Genomic DNA, 18390 nt, shown 5'->3' on the forward strand with positions numbered 1-18390 from the left:
CGGCTTGACGCAATCGCCGGACAGGACCGTGCGACCACCTTACGCTGACGGGACCCAGGACGCCTTGTGAAAGGACGGGCCCGATGGCCTATGTGATCGCCGAGCCGCAGCTGCTGGCGTCGGTCGCCGCGGAGATCGACGGGATCGGTTCGGCCTTCAGCGCCGCCACCGCCGCCGCCGCTGCTCCCACATCGGGCCTGGCGGCCGCGGCCGGCGACGAGGTGTCGGCCGCCATCGCGGACGTGTTCGGCGCATTCGGCAAGGATTACCAGGCCCTCGTCGCGCGGGCCGAGGCGTTCCAGAGCCAGTTCCAGCAGGCGCTGGCCAACGCCGGAATCGCGTACACGGAGGCCGAAGCGGCCATCGCCGCCACCCTGGGACTGGGAGCGCCCGGCGCGCCCAGCGCGGCGCTGCCCGCGGCGACGATTCCGCCGTTTTCGGCGAACGCGCTGTCGATATTCATCGGCGGCACCGGGGTTCCCTGGCCGTCAGATCAATTCGTTACCAATGCGAACGCCCTCTACGTGCGGTCGATGGGCACCCTGCAGAAGCTGTTCACGCCCGAGCAGCTCTATCCGTTGACCGGCGTGAAGAGCATGACCCTCAACGCCTCGGTGGCCCAGGGCGTGAGCATCCTCGACAACCAGCTCTACAACGCGATCCATCTGCAGAACCAAACGGTCACCGTTTTCGGCATTTCCCAGAGCGCGATCATCTCCTCGCTGGAAATGCAGAATCTCACCAACGGCACGTCGTTGTTCGGTGCGAACCCGCCCAACGTCAACCAGCTGAACTTCGTGCTGACCGGCAACGAGGTGAACCCCAACGGCGGCCTGCTGTCGCGTTTCCCGGGCCTCAACCTGCCCTCCCTGGGGCTGGATTTCTTCCCCGCGATGAACGCGAACACGCCCTACCACGTGGCCAACTACACGCTGGAATATGACGGTTTCGCCGACTTCCCGCGGTACCCGATCAACATCCTTGCCGACCTCAACGCGGTCGCGGGCATCGTCTTCGTGCATCCCCACTATCTGGACCTGAGCCTGTCCCAGGTCAATGCCGCCATTCAGTTGCCCACCTCCCCGGGCTACACCGGCAACACCAGCTACTACATGATTCCCACGGCGGACCTGCCGCTGCTGCAACCGCTGAAGGCCATACCCGTCATCGGCCAGCCCCTGGTCGACCTGCTGCAGCCGGACATGCGGGTGTTGGTGAATCTGGGCTACGGCCCCGACCCGGCCCTCGGGTACTCGACGAGCTACGCGGACGTGCCAACGCCGTTCGGCTTGTTCCCGAACGTCAACCCGGGCACCGTTTTCAACGCGTTGGCCGCCGGAACCCAGCAGGGAATCCACGACTTCTCGCTCGACATGCAGCAGATCGTGTCGCGACCCGCCGCCGTCGTGCCGCAGTTCACCCTGCCGGCCGCGAACCCGACGGCGACGCTGGCCAACCTGCCATCGCCGCAACAGGTCGTGAGCACTTTCAACCGGGTCGTCTCGACCGACTATGCGGTCCTGCTTCCGACGGCCGACATCGTTTTCGACTTCGCCACCCAACTGCCCCTGTACGACTCGCAGCTTTTCCTGAGCCAGCTCGCGCAGGGCAACCTGATCAACGCGATCGGGTATCCGATCGCGGCGGACGTCGGATTGGCGACGGTGGCGGGCGGGGTCGAGGGCCTGGTGCTCCTGTCGGCGTTGTCGTCGAACATCAAGGACATCCAGAGCCTCATTCCCTAACGGGTACGGGCGTTTTCGGGACACGCCAAAACAACGGCGCAAAACGCCAACACGAGCGCGGAGTCGCTCCTAAGCTAGCTGCTTATCGGTGCAATGCCCCTGTGTCCCGAAGGGAATAGTCGATGACGACCTTGATAGCGCAGCCGGAGATGTTGGCGACGGCCGCACAGAATGCTTCCTCCATCGGTTCGGCACTCGAGCAGGCCCGCGCGGCCGCCGCCGGTTCCACGACGAGCGTGGTGGCCGCCGCCGAGGACGAGGTATCGGCCATCACCGCGCGATTGTTCGGCGCGTTCGGCCAGGAATACCAGGCGATGCTGCAGCAAGCGAACGCCTTTCACAACGAGTTCGTCGCGACCCTGGCCGCCGCCGGAAACACCTACGCGCAAGCCGAAGCCCAGATCGCCGCCACGCTCGGCCTCACCGGCGCCACGAGCGCGGGATTCACGGCGCTGCAGCAGGCGGCGGATCCTCCGGTCGCTGCGATCCTGGTCATGACCGGCAGCGGCACCGCGAACCCACCGTTTAGCTACATATCGAACGTTTTCAATCTCTATCTGCAGCAGTTCACCGGCGTCCCGCTCAACCAGATCACACCCGTCACCACCGCAGAAGGCCTCTATCCCTTCACCGGTGTCAAAGACCTGACGCTCAACATCTCCCTGGCCCGCGGCGTCATTTCGCTGCAGAACGCGATCGCCCAGGTGATCCCGAACCCCGCCACCTACGCGGGCCTCCCCGTTGCCATATTGGGCTACTCGCAGAGCTCGATCGTCTCGTCGCTGGCGATGCCGCAACTTCTCGCCAACGGCTACACGGCTTCGCAGCTGAACTTCACCCTGCTCGGTAACCCGGCCAACCCCAACGGCGGCCTGCTGGCGCGCTTCCCCGGCCTGAGCTTGCCGAGCCTGGGCGTCACCTTCGGCACCTCCACGCCGAGCAACGACTTCCCCACCACCATCTGGTCGCTGGAATACGACGGCTTCGCCGACTTCCCGCGCTACCCGATCAACTTCCTGTCCGACCTCAACGCGCTCGCGGGCATCGTCTTCATCCACGGCAGCTACCCGCATCTGACCCAGGCGACGCTCGCTACGGCCCACGAGCTGGGGCAGTCCGGGGCGCCGTCCCTGACGCACTACGAAATGATTCCCACCCAGAACCTGCCGCTGCTGACGCCGCTGCGCGCGCTGCCGCTCATCGGCAACCCGCTGGCCGACCTCATCCAGCCGGACCTGAAGGCCATCGTCAACTGGGGCTACGGCGACCCGAACTACGGCTGGTCGACCAGCCCGGCCGACATCCAGACCCCGTTCGGATTCCTGCCGCCGCTCAGCGCGACCACGGCCCTCGGGCCGCTGCTGGCCAGCGGCACCCAGCAGGGCATCAGCGCCTTCACCGCCGACATGTCCGGCCTGGCCGCCTCGCTGCCGGGGGCCGCCTCGTCGGGCTTCGCCGCGCTGACCCTGCCGCCCTCGGCGACGCTTCCGGTCACCCCCAGCGGCATCATCCAGGCCATTCAGTCGGCCAACACCAACGTCGTCGGCGCATTCACCGCCGACGTGTCGACCGCCTACGCGACGCTGCTGCCCACCGCCGACATCGCGACCGCCGTCGCGATCAGCATTCCGTCCTACGACGTCAACCTGTTCCTGGACGGCATCAACGAAGCGATCAACGGCAACGTCGTGGGCGGGCTGATGGATGCGTTCGGGCGGCCGATCGGGGCCACCATCGGGTTGACCACGCTTGCGGGCGGTTTCGAGCTCATCACGCTGATCAATGCGGCCGAGACGATTTTCACCGGCGTGCCGATCCCCGGACCCCAGTAGTCGACCTAAGGTTCGAGCACGACCTTGCCGAGTACGCCGCCGTCGGCCAGGCACTGCAGCGCGGCAGCGCCCTCGGACAGTGGAAAGCGCTGCGGTGGTGGCGGTTTCAGCCCCAGGAACACCAGCTGGCTCAGGCCCCAGGAGAACAACGCGGCCGAGCCGGGGACCCTGTTCAGGTACTCGCCCCACGCGACGCCGACCACGCTGACGTTGCGCAGCAGCAGCCGGTTCACCTTGACCGTGGGAATGCCGCCGGCGGCGAAGCCGATCACCAGCAGCTTGCCGTCGATCGCCAGGACGCGGACCGCGTCGTCGAAGGCCGGTCCGCCGATGGGATCGACGACGATGTCGACCCCGCGGCCGTCGGTGTAGTCACGCACCTGGTCCGCCCAGCCGTCGGCCAGCGGCACCACCAGGTCGGCGCCCAGCGACGCGACGTAATCGGCCGCGGCCTCCCGATGCACAACGGCCAGCACCTTTTTCGCGCCCATCGCCTGCGCAACCTGGATGGCCGCCGTGCCGACCCCGCCGGCGGAGCCCAACACCAGCACCGTGTCACCCGGGCGCATCGCCGCACGGCGCGCCAGCGCGAAATACATGGTGTTGTAGTTCACCAACAGCGACACCGCCTCGGCGTCGTCGAGTTCGGCGGGACTGCGCATCACGTTCGGCGCCGGGACGGCCACCTGCTCGGCGTAGGCGCCCAGGATTCCGAACGCCGAAACCCGCTCGCCCACTTCGAAACCCGAGCCCGCGGGCGCGGAACTCACCACACCCGCGGCCTCCATGCCCGGCACGAACGGCGGCGGCAGCTTCAGCTGATACTCGCCCTTGGCCAGCAGCAGGTCCGGGAAGCACACCCCGGCGGCCCGCACGTCGATGACGACGTGGTTGCCGTCGTCGCCGACGTCGTCGATATCGGTGTAGACCAGCCCGGATGGACCCGAAAGCTCCTGTACTACACAGGCTTTCATGCGTTTTCGATCACCGGATCGAGAAGTTGGCCTGTTTTGCCGCGGACAGGTCGTCGATCTCGGTCCAGTGCGCACCCACCTCGTCCACCGACGGCGGCTTCTTGAACGTGACGCCCTCGTTCTGGAACAGCGCGGTGCGCTGCACCTTGCCGCCGCCCACGATGAAGATCGAGCCGGTGTCGGGCACCTCCTCGGTGCACAGGTAGGCGACCACGGGCGCCACGAAGTCCGGCGTGAGGTTCTGCAGCACCTCGGGCGGCAGGATGTCCTCGGTCATCCGGGTGGCCGCGATCGGCGCCAGCGCGTTGGCCTTGATGTTGTACTTGGCGCCCTCGTGGGCCAGCGTGTTGATCATGCCCACCAGGCCCAGCTTGGCCGCGCCGTAATTGGCCTGCCCGAAGTTGCCGAACAGCCCGCTGGTCGACGTGGCGACGACGACCCGGCCGTAGCTCTGCTCGCGGAAATGCGGCCAGGCCGCGCGAACCACGTTGTACCCGCCGTAGAGGTGCACCTTGAGCACGGCGTCCCAGTTCTCGAACGACATCTTGTGGAAGGTGCCGTCGCGCAGGATCCCGGCGTTGCTCACCACCCCGTCGACCTTGCCGAACTCGTCGAGCGCGGTCTTGATGATGTTCTCGGCGCCCTCGGACTCGGCGACGCTGTCGTAGTTGGCCACCGCGCGACCGCCCGCGTCCTTGATCTCCTTGACCACCTCGTCGGCCATGTTGTGGCCGGCGCCGGTGCCGTCACGCGCACCGCCGAGGTCGTTGACGACGACGCTGGCGCCCTCACGGGCAAGGGTGAGGGCGTATTCACGGCCCAGCCCCCCACCGGCTCCGGTGACGACGACGACGCGATCCTGCACTCCGGGCATAAGCTTCCTCTCTGGTGTGAAATCTCGGGTCTAGCACGTGATTTGGCGCAGCTTGAGACCTTTAGAACATCCGGCGGGCCATTTTCATCGCCCGCTCGGTGTACGGCGGGTAGATGAAGCTCGACAGGTCGGGCCGGGTCGGCTTGGTCAGCACCGCCTTGCGGTGACTGAACTCTTCGAAGCCGAACTTGCCGTGGTAGGCGCCCATCCCGGACGCGCCCACCCCGCCGAACGGCAGCTTGGCGGTCGACACCTGGAAGGCCAGGTGATTGACCAGCATGCCGCCCGCCGGCACCTCCTTGATCACCCGCTCGCGGGTCTCGCGCGTCTTGGTGAACAGGTACGCCGACAGCGGCTTGGGCCGCGAGTTGATGAAACGTATTGCCTCGTCGAGGTTTTGGACGGTGATCACCGGCAGCACCGGCCCGAAGATCTCGTTGCGCATCAGCGGGCCGTCCGGGTCGGGGTCGACGACGACGGCGGGCTGGATGCGCAGGCTCGACGCGTCGCACGCGCCGCCGACGATGACGTTGCCGTCGCCGCCGGAAAGGTAGCCACTGATCCGGTCGAACTGCCGCTGGTTGACGATGCGCATCCCGCCGGGCTTGTCCGCGGTGAACTTCGTGATGGAGTCCCCGATCCTGCTCACCAGCTCGTCGCGAATCGTGGCGTCCGCCAACACGTAATCGGGTGCGACGCAGGTCTGTCCGGCGTTGAGCAGCTTCATCCAGGCGATCCGTTTGGCCGCGACCTCCACGTCGGCGTCGGCGGCCACGATCACCGGGCTCTTGCCGCCGAGTTCGAGCGTGCACGGGGTCAGATGCGGTGCCGCACCCTCGTAGACCTTGCGGCCGATCTCGGTGCCGCCGGTGAACAGCAGGCGGTCCAGGCCCTGCGCGATCAGCTCCTGGCTCACCGAGCCGTCGCCCTCGACGACCGCGATCGCGTCGTTGTCGAGGTAGCGCGGCACCAGCTCGGCCATCAGGTGCGCGGACGCGGCCGCGATCTCCGAGGGCTTGAGCACGACGGCGTTGCCGGCGGCGATCGCCCCGACCGCCGGGCCGAGGGTCAGGTAGAACGGGTAATTCCAGGCGCCGATGATCAGCACGGTGCCGTAGGGCTCGTACTCGATCCAGCCGCGGCCGGGCAGCTGCGGCATCTCGAGGAGCTGGTACTTACGCCGCGTCCAGCGGCGCACCTTCTTGGCCGCGTACTTCGCCTCGCCGGCGGTGGTGGCGACGTCGGCGATGAACGCCTCGAAGGGGCTGCGGTCCAGGTCCTCGGCGAGCGCGGCGGCGATCGCCGGCTCGTTCTCCAGCATCAGCTTTTCCAGCTGCAGCAGCTGGCGCTTGCGCCATTCGATATCGCGGGTGCGGCCCGTGGCGAAGGTCGTGCGGAGCCGGGCAACCGTGGCCGCGACATCGACCGGTTGAGCCGCCACGCCGTTGGTGGATTCTGATGTCTTCGGTGTAACCGATTCGGTGGTCATCATGGTCCTTCCCGAGCAGAGCCGCCCGCGACACGTGCGGGTAACCGCTCATCGGTGATAACCGCGATCGTAACCATCCGGTTGGGAGAGCAGTAGGGAGGATCCGCCGGGTCAGGGTTTGGTGGCCGTCACGAACTTGTTCACGAACGGTGTGTCCTCCGACTGCTCGCGGCCCAGCCGCAGCGCCTCCTCGCGCGAACTCACCGCGCGCGTCGCCCAGCCGTGGGCGCCGAACCAGTCGTCGGAGTCGGGACGGTCGCCGTCGTCGAACCAGAGGTCCAAGGGATTGAACGACGTGTCCTGGCCCCGGGCCTCGCGCCTGGCCTTCATCTCCTGCCACTTCTGCTGGGCCTCGCCGCGCTTTGCCGGGTCGATACCGAAGTTTTCCACCGCCACCCGGCTGCCCGGCGCGCTGAGCTGTTCGATCGAGGCGAACATGGCTTCCTGCGCGGCCGCCGGCAGGAACGGCAACAACCCCTCGGCCAGCCACGCCGACGGCCGGGTCGTGTCGAACCCGGCGTCGCGCAGCGCCTTGGGCCAATCGTGGCGCAGGTCCACCGGAACGGGCCGGCGGTCGACGACCGGCGCGGCACCGTGCGCGGCGAGTGTCTCGGCCTTGTACTCGAGCACCTTGGGCAGATCGATCTCGTAGACGACGGTGCCGTCCGGCCAGTCCAGCCGGTAGGCGCGCGAGTCCAGCCCGGCGGCCAGGATCACCACCTGCCGGATGCCGGGTCCGGCGGCGGCCACCGCTTCGGTGAAGTACGCGTCGAAGAAGTGGGTGCGCACGGCCTGAGAATTGATCATCTGCTGGGCCGCGACGGCGAAACCCCGTTCCGAGACCTCGCCCGGCTCGGGACCCCACCACGCGGCGACCTGCTCCCGAACCCCCTCGAGTTCGGGAGTAGACACCAGCACCTCGGCGAACTGGTCGCAGATCAGCGGATCGTCGCTCGCCGTGTCGGCGGCGCGGGCCAGCGCGACCATCACCGCGGTCGCCCCGACGCTGGTGGCGATGTCCCAGGAGTCGTCCGCGGTGCGCGCCATTACAGGCGTTCCGCGATCACGAAGTCGGAGAACGCGTCCTTGTCCTCGGCCAGCGGGACGTTCTCGATCCAGCGGCCCAGCCGGCGCATCTCGTCCGTCGCGGGCTGCGCCCGCGCGCGCCAGCCGTGCCCGTTGAGCCACTCCGCGACGTCGGCGCGGTCGTCGTCGCGGTACATCAGCTCCCCGACGTCGATGGTCTCCTCCAGGCCGATCTCGTCGGCGACCTTCTTGAACCGCTCGCGCATCTGCTGGCGCCGCTCGTCGGCGTGCTCGGGCGCGGTCTCGGCCGACACCCGGCTGCCGGGCGCGCTCAGTTCGCCGATCTGGGTGAACAGCCGGTCCTGGGCCTCGGCGGGCAGGTACATCAGCAGGCCCTCGGCCAGCCACGCGGTCCGCGCCGCCGGGTCGAAGCCCGCGGCACGCAGCGCGGCCGGCCAGTCCTGGCGCAGGTCGATGGCGACCTCGCGGCGATCGGCCGACGGCGCCACGCCGTTGTCGGCCAGCGTCGTGGACTTGTAGGCCAGCACCTGGGGCTGGTCGAGCTCGTACACCGTGGTGCCGGCCGGCCAGTCCAGCCGGTAGGCGCGCGAGTCCAGGCCCGACGCCAGGATCACCACCTGCCGGATTCCGGCGCCGACGGCGTCGGTGAAGTAGGTGTCGAAGAAGTGCGTCCGGACGGCCTGGTAGCCGCGCATGTGCTCGATGTGGGCGGCGGATTCGGCGTCGAGGCTTTCCACCCTGGCCACCATCGCCGGGTCGAGCAGCGCCTGCCACAACACGTTGGCGCCGGCGTTGTTGACCAGCAGCTTGGCGTAGGGGTCGCTGATCAGCGGGTCGGACTGCTCGGTTTCGACAGCGCGGGCGGCGGCCACCATCACCGCGGTGGTGCCGACGCTGGTCTTGATGTCCCAGGTGTCGTCGTGGGTGCGCAGTGAGCTCATCGGGTTGCTCCTCGGATCTTTGTTGTCGGAAGTCAGGCGGTCGGGCCGTCGAGGCGCGCCGTCAGCAGCGTGCTGCTGACGGCCTCGTCGGCGAGGTCGTCGGGGACCGGGCGGCCCAGTCGGGCCATCTCGTCGCGGTTGTTCACGGCGTGCACCCGCCAGCCGTGGCCGGTCAGCCATGCGGCGGCCTCGGTGCGGTCGGGCTCGTGATAGGTCAGCGCCTGGACGTTGACGTCCAGGCCCAGGCGCTCCCGCATCCGCAGCCAGCGGGCGGTGTTGCCCTTCGAGTTCATCCCGAAGACCTCGATGGCGATCCGGCTGCCCGGCGCGCTCAAATCCGTGACCATGTCGAAGAGCCGGTCCTGGGCATCGCCGGGCAGGTAGGGCAGCAGGCCCTCGGCGAGCCACGCGGTCGGCCGGGTGCGGTCGAACCCGGCGGCCGCCAGCGCCGCGGGCCAGTCGTCGCGCAGATCCACCGGGACCGCGCGGCGCTCGGCGGCGGGACTCGCGCCGTGCGACTGCAGGATTCCGGTCTTGTATTCGAGCACCTTGGGCTGGTCGATCTCGTACACCGCCGTGCCGGCCGGCCAGCTCAGCCGGTAGGCCCGGGAATCCAGGCCGGCGGCCAGGATGACGACCTGGCGAATTCCCGCGCCGACCGCGTCGGCGAAGTAGTCGTCGAAGAAATGCGTTCGCACCGCCTGGTAGTCGACGCCGAGCCGGTGCACGCGCTGGCCGTGCGGGTCGCCGTCGAGCCAGGCCAGCTGGACATCGGTCAGCCGTTCCCAGGCCGGGCCGGCCGGGCAGACCAGGACGCGGGCGAACTCGTCCCGAATCAGGGGATCGGGGCCGGCCGTCTCCACCGCGCGCGACGCGGCGACGCCCAGCGCGGTGGCGCCGACGAGCTCGGTGATGGCCCAGCTGTCACCGGTGCTCCGGATCGAGGGCGGCGATTGGGCATCCAGATCAGTCATGACCCGCCCATGGTACCGGAATAAGTTAGTTAGCCTATGCGCTTTGTGCGCAACTTCACTGGATGGCCTCCGGCCGCCATAGCGCGCCTTCCAGCAGCCGCCGGAGCACGTCGCTGACGGCCAGTAGCTCCTCGTAGCTGCGGACGTAGCCGGCGTAAAGGCCGACTCCGCAGAGCACGACCAGCAGCGTCTCCACCAATGCAGACGCGTCGATATCGCCGACAACCTCCTGGCGCTCGATCGCGTCATTGACCACCCGGGTCAGAAATTCCTGGCTAATTCTCACCGAATCGTTTTCGGCCCCGGTCAATTCCGGATTGCGCTGCGCTTCGAGCACGGCGGTAATCAAAAACGCCGACACGGAAGGATTGTCGGAATTGGCTCGCACGGCGGCGGAGATGAACGCCGTCAGCCGCCCCACCAGGGCGCTCTCGCGCTCGGCCTGCCGGATGCCGGCGCCGATGACGAGGGCGTTTGCCTGCTCCAGGACCTCCCGCCACAGCAGCCGCTTCGTGGCGAAGTAGTGGTTGATCGCCGGCCTGGTCAAATCGGCGCGGGCGGCGATCGCCTGGAAAGTCGCCCCGTCGTAACCGCGTTCGCTGAATACCAGGCGAGCGGCGTCGATAATCCGTTGCCGCGTTTCGTCCGCCTTGGCGGCAGGAGGCCGTCCGGGCCGGCGACTCGCCGTTGGCGACATTGTTAAAGTGTGCCACCGCCATGGTGCGGCATTAAAGCGTTCGGCGGAATGCTGCCGAACTTCCCGTCGTAGTAGTCCTGCAGCGCCTCGACCAATTCCGCGCGGGTGTTCATCACGAACGGCCCGTAGTGGAATACCGGTTCACCGATCGGCCGGCCGCCCAGGAGCAGCACGTCGATTGCGCCGGCGCGATCGGCGCCCACGGTGATGCGATCGCCGGGACCGAGCACCACCAATTGTCCCCGTCGGACGGGGTGGGCCACCGGGCCGACGTGTCCGCTCCCGGACAGCACGTAGATTAGCGCGTTGAAGTCGCGGCGCCACGGGATGTTGAGCCGGGCGCCCTGCTCGATCGTCGCGTGCGCCAAGGTGATTGGCGTGTGGGTGATCCCGGGTCCGCGGTGGCCGTCGATCTCGCCGGCGATGATGCGGACCAGCGCCCCGCCGTCGTCCGAGGCGAGCAATTTGACGTCGCCGCCCTCGATGGCCTGATACCGGGGCGTCGCGAATTTGTCCTTCTTCGGCAAATTCACCCACAGCTGGATCCCGTGGAAGACGCCGCCGCTGTCGACCAGTTCGGACGGCGGGGTCTCGATGTGCAGGATGCCGGAACCGGCCGTCATCCATTGCGTCGCGCCGTCGGCGATCAGGCCACCGCCCCCGTGCGAATCCTGGTGGGCGAATTTGCCGTCGATCATGTAGGTGACGGTTTCGAAGCCGCGGTGCGGATGCCAGTCGGTGCCCCGGGGCTCGCCCGGCTGGTACTCCACCTCGCCCATCTGGTCCATGTGCACGAACGGGTCCAGGGCGGCGGTGCCGACCCCGGCGAAGGCGCGGACGACGGGGAAGCCCTCGCCCTCGTAGCCCCGCGGGCCGGTGGTGATCGATCGGACCGGCCGTTCGGTGTCGGCGGGACCGGCCGCGCCGATGCGCGGCAAGGTCAGGGTGTCTGCGGTGATAGCGGGCATACCCCTATAACCGGACTACAGTCCAGTTATTCCGCGGGGCGTCCGGGGGTCAGGACTTGCGACGAGCGCTGCTCGCGGCACCCTTTTCGGTGCTCTTGCCCTTGTGCGCCAGTTTGCCGCCGGCGCTTTCCAGATGCGCCCGGACAAACCATTGGAACTTCTCCAGCTGGCCGGCCTGGCCGATCAACAGGTCCTGGGTCACCAGGTCGAGGTCGTCGGTCTCGTCGATGGATTGGCGGACGTCTTCGATCACCCCGTTGTAGACGACGTCGAGCGCGGCCAGATGCGCCTGCACCGTGTCGCGCCCGACCGAATAATCGTCCCAGGAGCGATCCTTGATGATGGCGCCCGGCGTGCCCTGCGGCGAAGCACCAAGGGCCGCAATGCGTTCGGCGACGTCGTCGGCGAAACCGCGGACCGCCTCGACCTGCGGGTCGATCATCTCGTGCACACCGATGAAGTTCGGACCCACCACGTTCCAGTGGATGTGCTTCAGCGTGAGATGAAGATCGTTGTAGGTGCTCAGTTGCCGTTGCAGCAACTCGGTGAGCCGCGCTGCCTGCTTGTCGGTCAATCCGGGAATGGTGAACTGCGTCATGCGTCGCTGGGTACCCGATGGCCAATCCGGAAAACCACGGCAGCTCAGAGCCGGCTGATGTGCTGCACCGGCAGCCGCGCCCCGCGCCGCGGTTCGTAGGCCAGCCCACTGGCTTCGAGCACACGGACCACCCGGTGGCGGTGCGGTCGCATCGGCTCGAGCAGCTCGAGCATCCCGGCGTCGTCGACCGGGCGGCCCAGCAGCGTCCAGCCGATCATCTTCGGGACGTGGTAGTCGCCCACCGACACGGCGTCGGCGTCGCCGAAGGCCCGCTGCGCGGTTTCGGCGGCGGTCCACTCGCCCACGCCCGGCAACGACCTCAGCGCCTGGCGGGCCTGCTGCGCCGGACGGGACACCAGCCGCTCCAGCGCGGCCGCGCGGCGCGCGCAACCCACCACGGTCTGCGCGCGGCGCGGGTCGACGTTGGCGCGATGGAATTCCCACGATGGGATGTGCCGCCACACGTCGGCGCTCGGCGGCACCCGCATCCCGTCGGGCGCCGGGCCCGGGGCGGGGGTCCCGTACCTGGACACCAGCAGGCGCCACGATCGGAACGCGTCGGCGCCGGGCACCCGCTGCTCGATGACGGCCGGGATCAGGGCCTCCAGCACCAGCCCGGTGCGGCCCAGCCGTAGGTGCGGGACGCGCCGGTGCGCGGCCTCGACCGTCGGGTCGCGCGGCGCGAAATCCGAGGCGTCGTCCTCGGCGCCCAGCAGCGCGGGCAGCCTCTCGAGGAACTCCGGCGCGCCGGCGCCCCACGCCACGGCCCGGGCGGCGTCGGGCGCGGTGCGGCTGATCCGCGCCGTGACGGGCCCGCTGGGCAGCAGGCTGGTGCGCCAGATGGTGCCGTCCCCGGGCAGCCGGAAGCACGGGTCCCTCGGGCCGCGCCGCAGCGGCGCCAGCGTGTGCCCGAAGCTCGCCACCCCGGGGAAGGTGACCGTGCGCGCGCTGTTCACCAAAGACTCGTTTCTGCGGGTGTCTCGATTGACCGTTCACTGTCTGCCACGACAATATTGCGATGTGATGACGCCGTTCGATGGCCCGCACACCGAACTCGTGTGGATGTTCATGCAGTGCCTGGCCGATGGTGGGGATCTGGACGAGGGCTTCACGCTGCTGAGCGACGACTTCACGTATTGGAGCCTGTTCACCCGCGTCTCCTTCGACAAGGCGACGTTGCGCCAGTCGGTCGAGGGCCGCAAGCGCAGCCTGGAGCTCGGGATCGACCTGCGTCGCTGCGTCACCGAGGGCGACACGGTGGTGGTGGAGGGGAACGCCACCGGCACGACCAACGACGGGATCGGCTATGACAGCCCGTTCATCTGCATTTTCGAGACCCACGACGGGCTGATCGTGTCGATGCGCGAGTACAGCGACACCCGCGCGCAGGCGCGGGTGCTGCCCGAGTCGGCCGGTGGGGGCTACTGAGCCGCTAAGAGACGCTGATTTCGGCCTTGGTGGGGTAGAAGGCGACGTGCCCGGCGATCGCCGCGACTGCCGGATAGGGCTGCTCGTAGGTCCAGATGGCGTCCTCGACGGTATCGCCGGCCGGGGTGGTCACGCTGTAGTAGCTGGCGTCACCCTTGAACGGGCAGTGGGTGCTGGTGTCGGTGCGTGACAGCCGCTCGGAGACCACATCGCCGATCGGAATGTATTGCACCGCAGGCAAAGTCGCCTCGCGTAGCTCCAGCGCCGCGGTCGTGTCCGCGACGAGTTCGCCGTTGACGCGGACCTGCACCCGGCCTTTGGTCGGCTCGATTGTGATCGGGTGTCCGGCGCTGGGTTCTTTGATTTCCGGGTGGCTCATGGTCTCCTCGTCTCCTTCTCGAAGCGCAGATAGCCGGTGCAACGCGGGCCCGCGCTCAAAGCTTCCCGGTCAGGCGGGGCCGAACGCGTAGCGGTGATACTGCGCCATGGTCCGCAGCGTCGGCACCGCCGCCATCGCCTTGCCCAGCCAGCGCACCGCGGGCGAGACCCGGTCGAAGGTGTCGCTGTCGAACACCGACTCCCACGCCAGCAGGCGCACACCCGGAACGGCGCCGACGATGTCGCCGGGCCCGTCGATGCCCCAGTGCAGCGTGGAGCCCGAACGCCGGACCACCGAGTTGCTCCACTGGGTGCGGATTCCGAACGCGCTGAACGCGTCGAACTGCAGTTCCCCCGACCCGAACCGATCGACGACGCGGCGCAGCAGGGCCAGCCCGTCGTCCTGGGTCAGGTACATGGTCAGGCCCTCGCCGACGAACAGCGCGGGGCCGTCCGCGGGTATCTCGGCCAGCCAGGCCGGATCGGTCACCGACGCCGCCAGCATCCGGTAGCCGGCCCGGCCCGGGTACACCCGCTCGCGCACGGCGATGACGTCGGGATAGTCGACGTCGTACCAGCGCACCCCGGGCGGTGGATCCAGCCGGTACACGCGGGCATCCAGACCGCACCCGACATGCAGCACGGTCACCCCCTCGCCGGCGTGCGCGGCCAGAAACTGGCGGACCCAGTTGTCGAAGTGCAGGCTGCGCACGGCGACGGACGGTGCGCGCCGCGGCGTGATCGTCGTCCTGCCCCAGTCGTAGTCGATGTGGCTTACGGCGGCTTTCGCATACTGATCGCCCAGAATCGGCCGCGGGGCGTCGGCGTCCAGCGCCTTGGCGTAGAGCGTCGCCAGCATCGTCTGCGGCGGTCCGTTGAGATCGACGCGTATCCGGTCCACGAAGGCCGCCCCTATTCGGACGCGGCGGGCGCGCCGTCCCTGCGAGCGCTCTTCAGTGCGGCCCAAAACCGGGCGGCCTCGCGGATCGACTCCTCGACCGGGCGCGGCTGCCAACCCAATTCGCGCTTCGCCTTGCTGCTGTCCACGTCCGCCTCGGCGCGCATCATGCGCACCGACTTGAGGCTTAGCTCGGCGTCCTTGCCCGTGAGTCGCGCCCGCAGGCTGCCCAGCGCACCCAGCGCGTAGAGCACCGGTATCGAGATCGACCGTTGCGGCGCCGGCACCCCCGCCTCGTCGGCGGCGATCCGCACGACCTCCCGCAGCGGGATCATCTTCTCCGAGACGAGGTATCGCTCGCCGACGCGCCCGCGCTCGGCGGCCAGGATCATGGCCCGCGCGGCGTCGTCGACGCCCACGACCTCCAGCTCGATGCCGTTCATCAGGAAGGGCAGCTTGCCGAAGACCGCACCGGCGATGAACGCGCCGTGCGGGGTGCGGCCCCAGTCCCCGCTGCCGTACGTCGTCGAGACGCACATCGCCACGGCGGGCAGCCCCGCTTCGGCGACGTAACGCATCACCAGGTCCTCGGCCGCCACCCGCGACTGGACGTACGGGGTCAGCCCGCGCGTGTCGATGACGTCGTCCTCGGTCGCCACCCGCCCGCGCCGCCGGCCCACCGTGGCGTAGGTACTGGTGAAGACGAACCGGCGCAGGCCGGGTTGCTTGACCGCGACGTCGAGGACGTTGCGCAGGCCTTCGACGTTGGTGCGGAACAGCGGCGCCGAATCGCGCAGCCACGCGCGGGTGTCGACGACGCAGTAGTACACGTCGTCGACGCCGTCCATCGCCTCGCGCAGGGCGCCGGTGTCGAACACGTCACCGTGGATCCGGGTCAGCGAAAGATCGTCGATGCCACGGGTATTGGCCGTCGGGCGCACCATCGCGCGGACCTCGCAGCCGTCGGCGACGAGCAGGCGGGTGACGTGCGAACCCAGAAAGCCGTTGGCGCCGATAACGAGCTTGGGTTTGGTGCTCACTGGGATCCTCCGTACTGCTGCATCCACCGCGCCGCGTCCTCGTCGAGCGTGCCCAACTCCTGTGCCTTCGCGCACCACTTCATCGACGCGCGCAGGAAGCGCAGCGGGTTGTAGATGTCTTCCTGCTGACGCCACAGGCCGTCACCGGCGTAGGTGATGATCGAGATGTTGGTGGCGCTGATGACGCTGCCGTCGCCGGGGTCGCGCATCGGGTTGTCCAGTTCGATGATGATCCGCCCGGTAGCCTCGTCGATCACCGACCACAGCGACGGGAACGCCACCATGTGGCTGCCCGGAAAGGTCGTCATCGTGGACCGAATCCAGTCGCGCACCTGGTCGCGGCCGCGCATGGTGCCCGCCGCGTGCTCGATGTAGAGGATGTCGGGCGTGTACTGCTCGACCCAGGCGTCCCAGTCGCGGGTTTCGGCGGCCCGGGCGACCGTCGCCTCGAATTTCTCGAAGGCGGTTGCCAGTTCGCTGCGGGAGAAGGACGTCATCGCCGGAGTGTAGCCTGGGCTGAGTCGTTCAGGTCCCGAGGTTCCCAGGGAGGACAGGCAATGACGAACAGCCAAAAAGCAATCCTGGCGGGTGGCTGCTTCTGGGGAATGCAGGAGCTGATCCGCAGGCGGCCCGGCGTCGTCTCCACCCGGGTCGGCTACAGCGGCGGCGACGTCCCGAATGCGACCTATCGCAACCACGGCACGCACGCCGAGGCCGTCGAAATCGTCTACGACCCTTCGGTCACCGACTACCGGGCGCTGCTGGAGTTCTTCTTCCAAATCCACGATCCGACAACGAAAGACCGGCAGGGCAACGACCGCGGACCCAGCTACCGCTCGGCCATCTTCTACGTCGACGACGAGCAGCAGCGGATCGCGCTGGACACCATCGCCGACGTCGAGGCGTCGGGCCTGTGGCCGGGCAAGGTGGTGACCGAGGTCAGCCCGGCGGGCGACTTCTGGGAGGCCGAGCCCGAACACCAGGACTACCTGCAGCACTACCCCAACGGGTACACCTGCCACTTCGTGCGGCCCGGTTGGAAGTTGCCGCGGCGGGCGACGGGAATTCCAGCAGGCCAATAAGTGCGGACTCAGCGCCGCCGCACCACCACGCGCCCGCCGTCTTTGGGTGTGATAGCGACGCCCCGGTTGTGCAATCCCTCCCCCGGCTCGGTCGTGGTCTCGATGGTGAAGTGGCGCAACACCGTTCGCAGCACCACGTCCATCTCCATGTTGGCGAACGCGGCGCCGACGCACCGGCGGGTGCCGCCGCCGAACGGGATCCACGCGAACGACGACGGCTTGCCGCCGATGTAGCGCCGCGGATCGAAGCGCTCGGGAGCGGGGAAGACCTCGGCGTCGTTATGGATCTGGGCGATGCTGATGATGATCGAATCCCCGCGGGGGATGCCCCACTCGCCGAGCCGGAAGACCGGCGAGTACACGTGGCGGGCGGCGAAATCGATGACCGTCCTCGCGCGCTGGACCTCCAGGATCGCCGCCTGGCGCAGTTCGTTACCACCGGCGTCGGCCTCTTCGACCAAAGCGGTGAGCACATCCGGGTGCCGGGTCAGCCGCTCGAACGCCCAGCCCAGCGTGGATGCGGTGGTCTCGTGGCCGGCGGCCAGCAAGGTGAGCAGCTCGTCGCCAATGTCCTTGCGCGACATCGCCGAACCGTCCTCGTAGGTGCTGCGCAGCATCAGCGCGAGCACGTCGGTGCGCTCGGCAAAATTCGGGTCGGCCCGTTCGGCGTCGATGAGCCTGTCGAGGACCCTGTCGTAGCGGCGCCGCCACTCGGCCAGCCGGCCCCAGGGGCTGAACCGGCCGTAGTTGCGTCGGGGGTTGGGCAGCGGCGCCAGGCGCGATCCGAGGGTCACCCAGGGCGGGATCAGGCGGCGCAGCTCGTCGAGCTCGGCGCCCTCGGCACCGAACACCGCGCGCAGGATGGCGTTGAGCGTGATGTGCATCATCGACGGCAACGTGGCGAACGGTCTGCCCTGGGGCCAGCCGGCCGTCTCCCGCAGGGTTTCCTCTTCGATGATGCGCTCGTAGTTCTTCATGCTCTTGCCGTGGAACGGCGGCGCCAACAGCCGCCTGCGGCGGCGGTGGTCGTCGCCGTCGAGCGCGAACACCGAGCCCGAGCCGAACAGGCGGCTCAGGTTGGGCTGGATGTTCCCGAGTTCCTCCGGGCTGGTGGTGAACACCTGCTTGGCCAGCCGCCAGTCGCAGACCATCACCACCCGCCCGTAGATCGGGATGTTGACGGTGAACACGCTGCCGTGGCGGCGCGCCAGGCGCTCCATCATCCAGCGCCGTGAAATCGCAAAGAACAAGCCCTGCAGCATCTTTGGCATCCGGGCCGCCGGTGGCAACCTGATGGCCGGCGGGGCGGTGACGACTTCGCTCATTCCGGTGACACTCCCGGGGTCGGGGATGGTACCGCGGTGTACCAAAACCTTTCCAGTTACGGTACTCTGTGGTACCAGCTCTGACAAGGCGCGGGCTTCG

The 18390-nt window shown here is 68.4% G+C and carries 19 protein-coding genes; 4 read left to right on the forward strand and 15 right to left on the reverse strand.

What is annotated here, in order from left to right:
• The first annotated feature begins 83 nt into the window (after window positions 1-83).
• Complete coding sequence (locus tag AC5Y43_RS14550) at window positions 84-1745, forward strand: PE family protein (RefSeq protein WP_499973525.1); 1662 nt, start codon at window positions 84-86, stop codon at window positions 1743-1745.
• 122 nt (window positions 1746-1867) lie between these two features.
• Window positions 1868-3577: a PE family protein gene (locus tag AC5Y43_RS14555; RefSeq protein ID WP_499973526.1), complete on the forward strand. Its 1710-nt coding sequence runs from the start codon at window positions 1868-1870 to the stop codon at window positions 3575-3577.
• A 5-nt stretch (window positions 3578-3582) separates the two neighbouring features.
• Here the strand turns inward: AC5Y43_RS14555 and AC5Y43_RS14560 are convergent, their stop codons facing one another.
• The 10 genes from AC5Y43_RS14560 to AC5Y43_RS14605 form a co-directional block, all read right to left on the reverse strand.
• Window positions 3583-4551 (reverse strand): NADPH:quinone oxidoreductase family protein, encoded by a 969-nt coding sequence (locus AC5Y43_RS14560; RefSeq protein ID WP_499973529.1) that lies wholly within the window; start codon window positions 4549-4551, stop codon window positions 3583-3585.
• Between the two features lie 10 nt (window positions 4552-4561).
• Window positions 4562-5425, reverse strand: a complete 864-nt coding sequence (locus AC5Y43_RS14565) for an SDR family oxidoreductase (RefSeq protein WP_499973531.1) — start codon at window positions 5423-5425, stop codon at window positions 4562-4564.
• A gap of 61 nt (window positions 5426-5486) precedes the next feature.
• Complete coding sequence (locus AC5Y43_RS14570) at window positions 5487-6917, reverse strand: aldehyde dehydrogenase family protein (RefSeq protein ID WP_499973533.1); 1431 nt, start codon at window positions 6915-6917, stop codon at window positions 5487-5489.
• A 108-nt stretch (window positions 6918-7025) separates the two neighbouring features.
• Window positions 7026-7961, reverse strand: a complete 936-nt coding sequence (locus tag AC5Y43_RS14575; protein WP_499973534.1) for an SAM-dependent methyltransferase — start codon at window positions 7959-7961, stop codon at window positions 7026-7028.
• A complete protein-coding gene (locus AC5Y43_RS14580; protein WP_499973536.1) occupies window positions 7961-8902 on the reverse strand; it encodes a class I SAM-dependent methyltransferase in 942 nt (313 codons plus the stop codon). The genes AC5Y43_RS14575 and AC5Y43_RS14580 overlap by 1 nt, the downstream gene beginning before the upstream one ends.
• 32 nt (window positions 8903-8934) lie before the next feature.
• Window positions 8935-9876 carry a class I SAM-dependent methyltransferase gene (locus tag AC5Y43_RS14585; RefSeq protein ID WP_499973537.1) on the reverse strand — a complete coding sequence of 314 codons (942 nt, stop codon included), beginning with the start codon at window positions 9874-9876 and terminating at the stop codon, window positions 8935-8937.
• Window positions 9877-9931: 55 nt separating this feature from the next.
• Window positions 9932-10573 carry a TetR/AcrR family transcriptional regulator gene (locus tag AC5Y43_RS14590; RefSeq protein ID WP_499973539.1) on the reverse strand — a complete coding sequence of 214 codons (642 nt, stop codon included), beginning with the start codon at window positions 10571-10573 and terminating at the stop codon, window positions 9932-9934.
• Window positions 10574-10575: 2 nt separating this feature from the next.
• Window positions 10576-11541: a pirin family protein gene (locus tag AC5Y43_RS14595; RefSeq protein ID WP_499973541.1), complete on the reverse strand. Its 966-nt coding sequence runs from the start codon at window positions 11539-11541 to the stop codon at window positions 10576-10578.
• A gap of 49 nt (window positions 11542-11590) precedes the next feature.
• Window positions 11591-12139, reverse strand: coding sequence for a DNA starvation/stationary phase protection protein Dps (gene dps, locus AC5Y43_RS14600; RefSeq protein WP_499973545.1), 549 nt, complete (start codon window positions 12137-12139; stop codon window positions 11591-11593).
• Between the two features lie 44 nt (window positions 12140-12183).
• A complete protein-coding gene (locus tag AC5Y43_RS14605; protein ID WP_499973547.1) occupies window positions 12184-13098 on the reverse strand; it encodes a DNA-3-methyladenine glycosylase family protein in 915 nt (304 codons plus the stop codon).
• Window positions 13099-13159: 61 nt separating this feature from the next.
• On the opposite strand from AC5Y43_RS14605, the gene AC5Y43_RS14610 reads away from it, so the two are divergent.
• A complete protein-coding gene (locus AC5Y43_RS14610; RefSeq protein ID WP_499973550.1) occupies window positions 13160-13567 on the forward strand; it encodes a nuclear transport factor 2 family protein in 408 nt (135 codons plus the stop codon).
• A gap of 4 nt (window positions 13568-13571) precedes the next feature.
• Here AC5Y43_RS14610 and AC5Y43_RS14615 read toward each other — a convergent pair whose 3' ends face one another.
• The 4 genes from AC5Y43_RS14615 to AC5Y43_RS14630 form a co-directional block, all read right to left on the reverse strand.
• Window positions 13572-13946 carry a DUF427 domain-containing protein gene (locus AC5Y43_RS14615; protein WP_499973552.1) on the reverse strand — a complete coding sequence of 125 codons (375 nt, stop codon included), beginning with the start codon at window positions 13944-13946 and terminating at the stop codon, window positions 13572-13574.
• Window positions 13947-14015: 69 nt separating this feature from the next.
• Window positions 14016-14837 (reverse strand): class I SAM-dependent methyltransferase, encoded by an 822-nt coding sequence (locus AC5Y43_RS14620; RefSeq protein WP_499974020.1) that lies wholly within the window; start codon window positions 14835-14837, stop codon window positions 14016-14018.
• Between the two features lie 20 nt (window positions 14838-14857).
• Window positions 14858-15883: an NAD-dependent epimerase/dehydratase family protein gene (locus tag AC5Y43_RS14625; protein ID WP_499973556.1), complete on the reverse strand. Its 1026-nt coding sequence runs from the start codon at window positions 15881-15883 to the stop codon at window positions 14858-14860.
• Window positions 15880-16380: a nuclear transport factor 2 family protein gene (locus AC5Y43_RS14630; protein ID WP_499973558.1), complete on the reverse strand. Its 501-nt coding sequence runs from the start codon at window positions 16378-16380 to the stop codon at window positions 15880-15882. The genes AC5Y43_RS14625 and AC5Y43_RS14630 overlap by 4 nt, the downstream gene beginning before the upstream one ends.
• 60 nt (window positions 16381-16440) lie before the next feature.
• Between AC5Y43_RS14630 and msrA the strand changes: the two genes are divergently transcribed.
• Window positions 16441-16965, forward strand: a complete 525-nt coding sequence (gene msrA / locus AC5Y43_RS14635) for a peptide-methionine (S)-S-oxide reductase MsrA (RefSeq protein WP_499973560.1) — start codon at window positions 16441-16443, stop codon at window positions 16963-16965.
• Between the two features lie 8 nt (window positions 16966-16973).
• Here the strand turns inward: msrA and AC5Y43_RS14640 are convergent, their stop codons facing one another.
• On the reverse strand, window positions 16974-18290 hold the full coding sequence (locus AC5Y43_RS14640) for a cytochrome P450 (RefSeq protein WP_499973563.1): 1317 nt from the start codon (window positions 18288-18290) through the stop codon (window positions 16974-16976).
• Between the last annotated feature and the right edge of the window lie 100 nt (window positions 18291-18390).

It is taken from the genome of Mycobacterium sp. NGS57, assembly GCF_059812405.1.

Bases quoted from the DNA above. Each gene is read 5' to 3' on its own strand.
- AC5Y43_RS14550 (WP_499973525.1), top strand. From the start codon at position 84: ATGGCCTATGTGATCGCCGAGCCGCAGCTGCTGGCGTCGGTCGCCGCG.
- AC5Y43_RS14555 (WP_499973526.1), top strand. From the start codon at position 1,868: ATGACGACCTTGATAGCGCAGCCGGAGATGTTGGCGACGGCCGCACAG.
- AC5Y43_RS14560 (WP_499973529.1), bottom strand. From the start codon at position 4,551: ATGAAAGCCTGTGTAGTACAGGAGCTTTCGGGTCCATCCGGGCTGGTC.
- AC5Y43_RS14565 (WP_499973531.1), bottom strand. From the start codon at position 5,425: ATGCCCGGAGTGCAGGATCGCGTCGTCGTCGTCACCGGAGCCGGTGGG.
- AC5Y43_RS14570 (WP_499973533.1), bottom strand. From the start codon at position 6,917: ATGATGACCACCGAATCGGTTACACCGAAGACATCAGAATCCACCAAC.
- AC5Y43_RS14575 (WP_499973534.1), bottom strand. From the start codon at position 7,961: ATGGCGCGCACCGCGGACGACTCCTGGGACATCGCCACCAGCGTCGGG.
- AC5Y43_RS14580 (WP_499973536.1), bottom strand. From the start codon at position 8,902: ATGAGCTCACTGCGCACCCACGACGACACCTGGGACATCAAGACCAGC.
- AC5Y43_RS14585 (WP_499973537.1), bottom strand. From the start codon at position 9,876: ATGACTGATCTGGATGCCCAATCGCCGCCCTCGATCCGGAGCACCGGT.
- AC5Y43_RS14590 (WP_499973539.1), bottom strand. From the start codon at position 10,573: ATGTCGCCAACGGCGAGTCGCCGGCCCGGACGGCCTCCTGCCGCCAAG.
- AC5Y43_RS14595 (WP_499973541.1), bottom strand. From the start codon at position 11,541: ATGCCCGCTATCACCGCAGACACCCTGACCTTGCCGCGCATCGGCGCG.
- dps (WP_499973545.1), bottom strand. From the start codon at position 12,139: ATGACGCAGTTCACCATTCCCGGATTGACCGACAAGCAGGCAGCGCGG.
- AC5Y43_RS14615 (WP_499973552.1), bottom strand. From the start codon at position 13,946: ATGAGCCACCCGGAAATCAAAGAACCCAGCGCCGGACACCCGATCACA.
- AC5Y43_RS14630 (WP_499973558.1), bottom strand. From the start codon at position 16,380: ATGACGTCCTTCTCCCGCAGCGAACTGGCAACCGCCTTCGAGAAATTC.
- msrA (WP_499973560.1), top strand. From the start codon at position 16,441: ATGACGAACAGCCAAAAAGCAATCCTGGCGGGTGGCTGCTTCTGGGGA.
- AC5Y43_RS14640 (WP_499973563.1), bottom strand. From the start codon at position 18,290: ATGAGCGAAGTCGTCACCGCCCCGCCGGCCATCAGGTTGCCACCGGCG.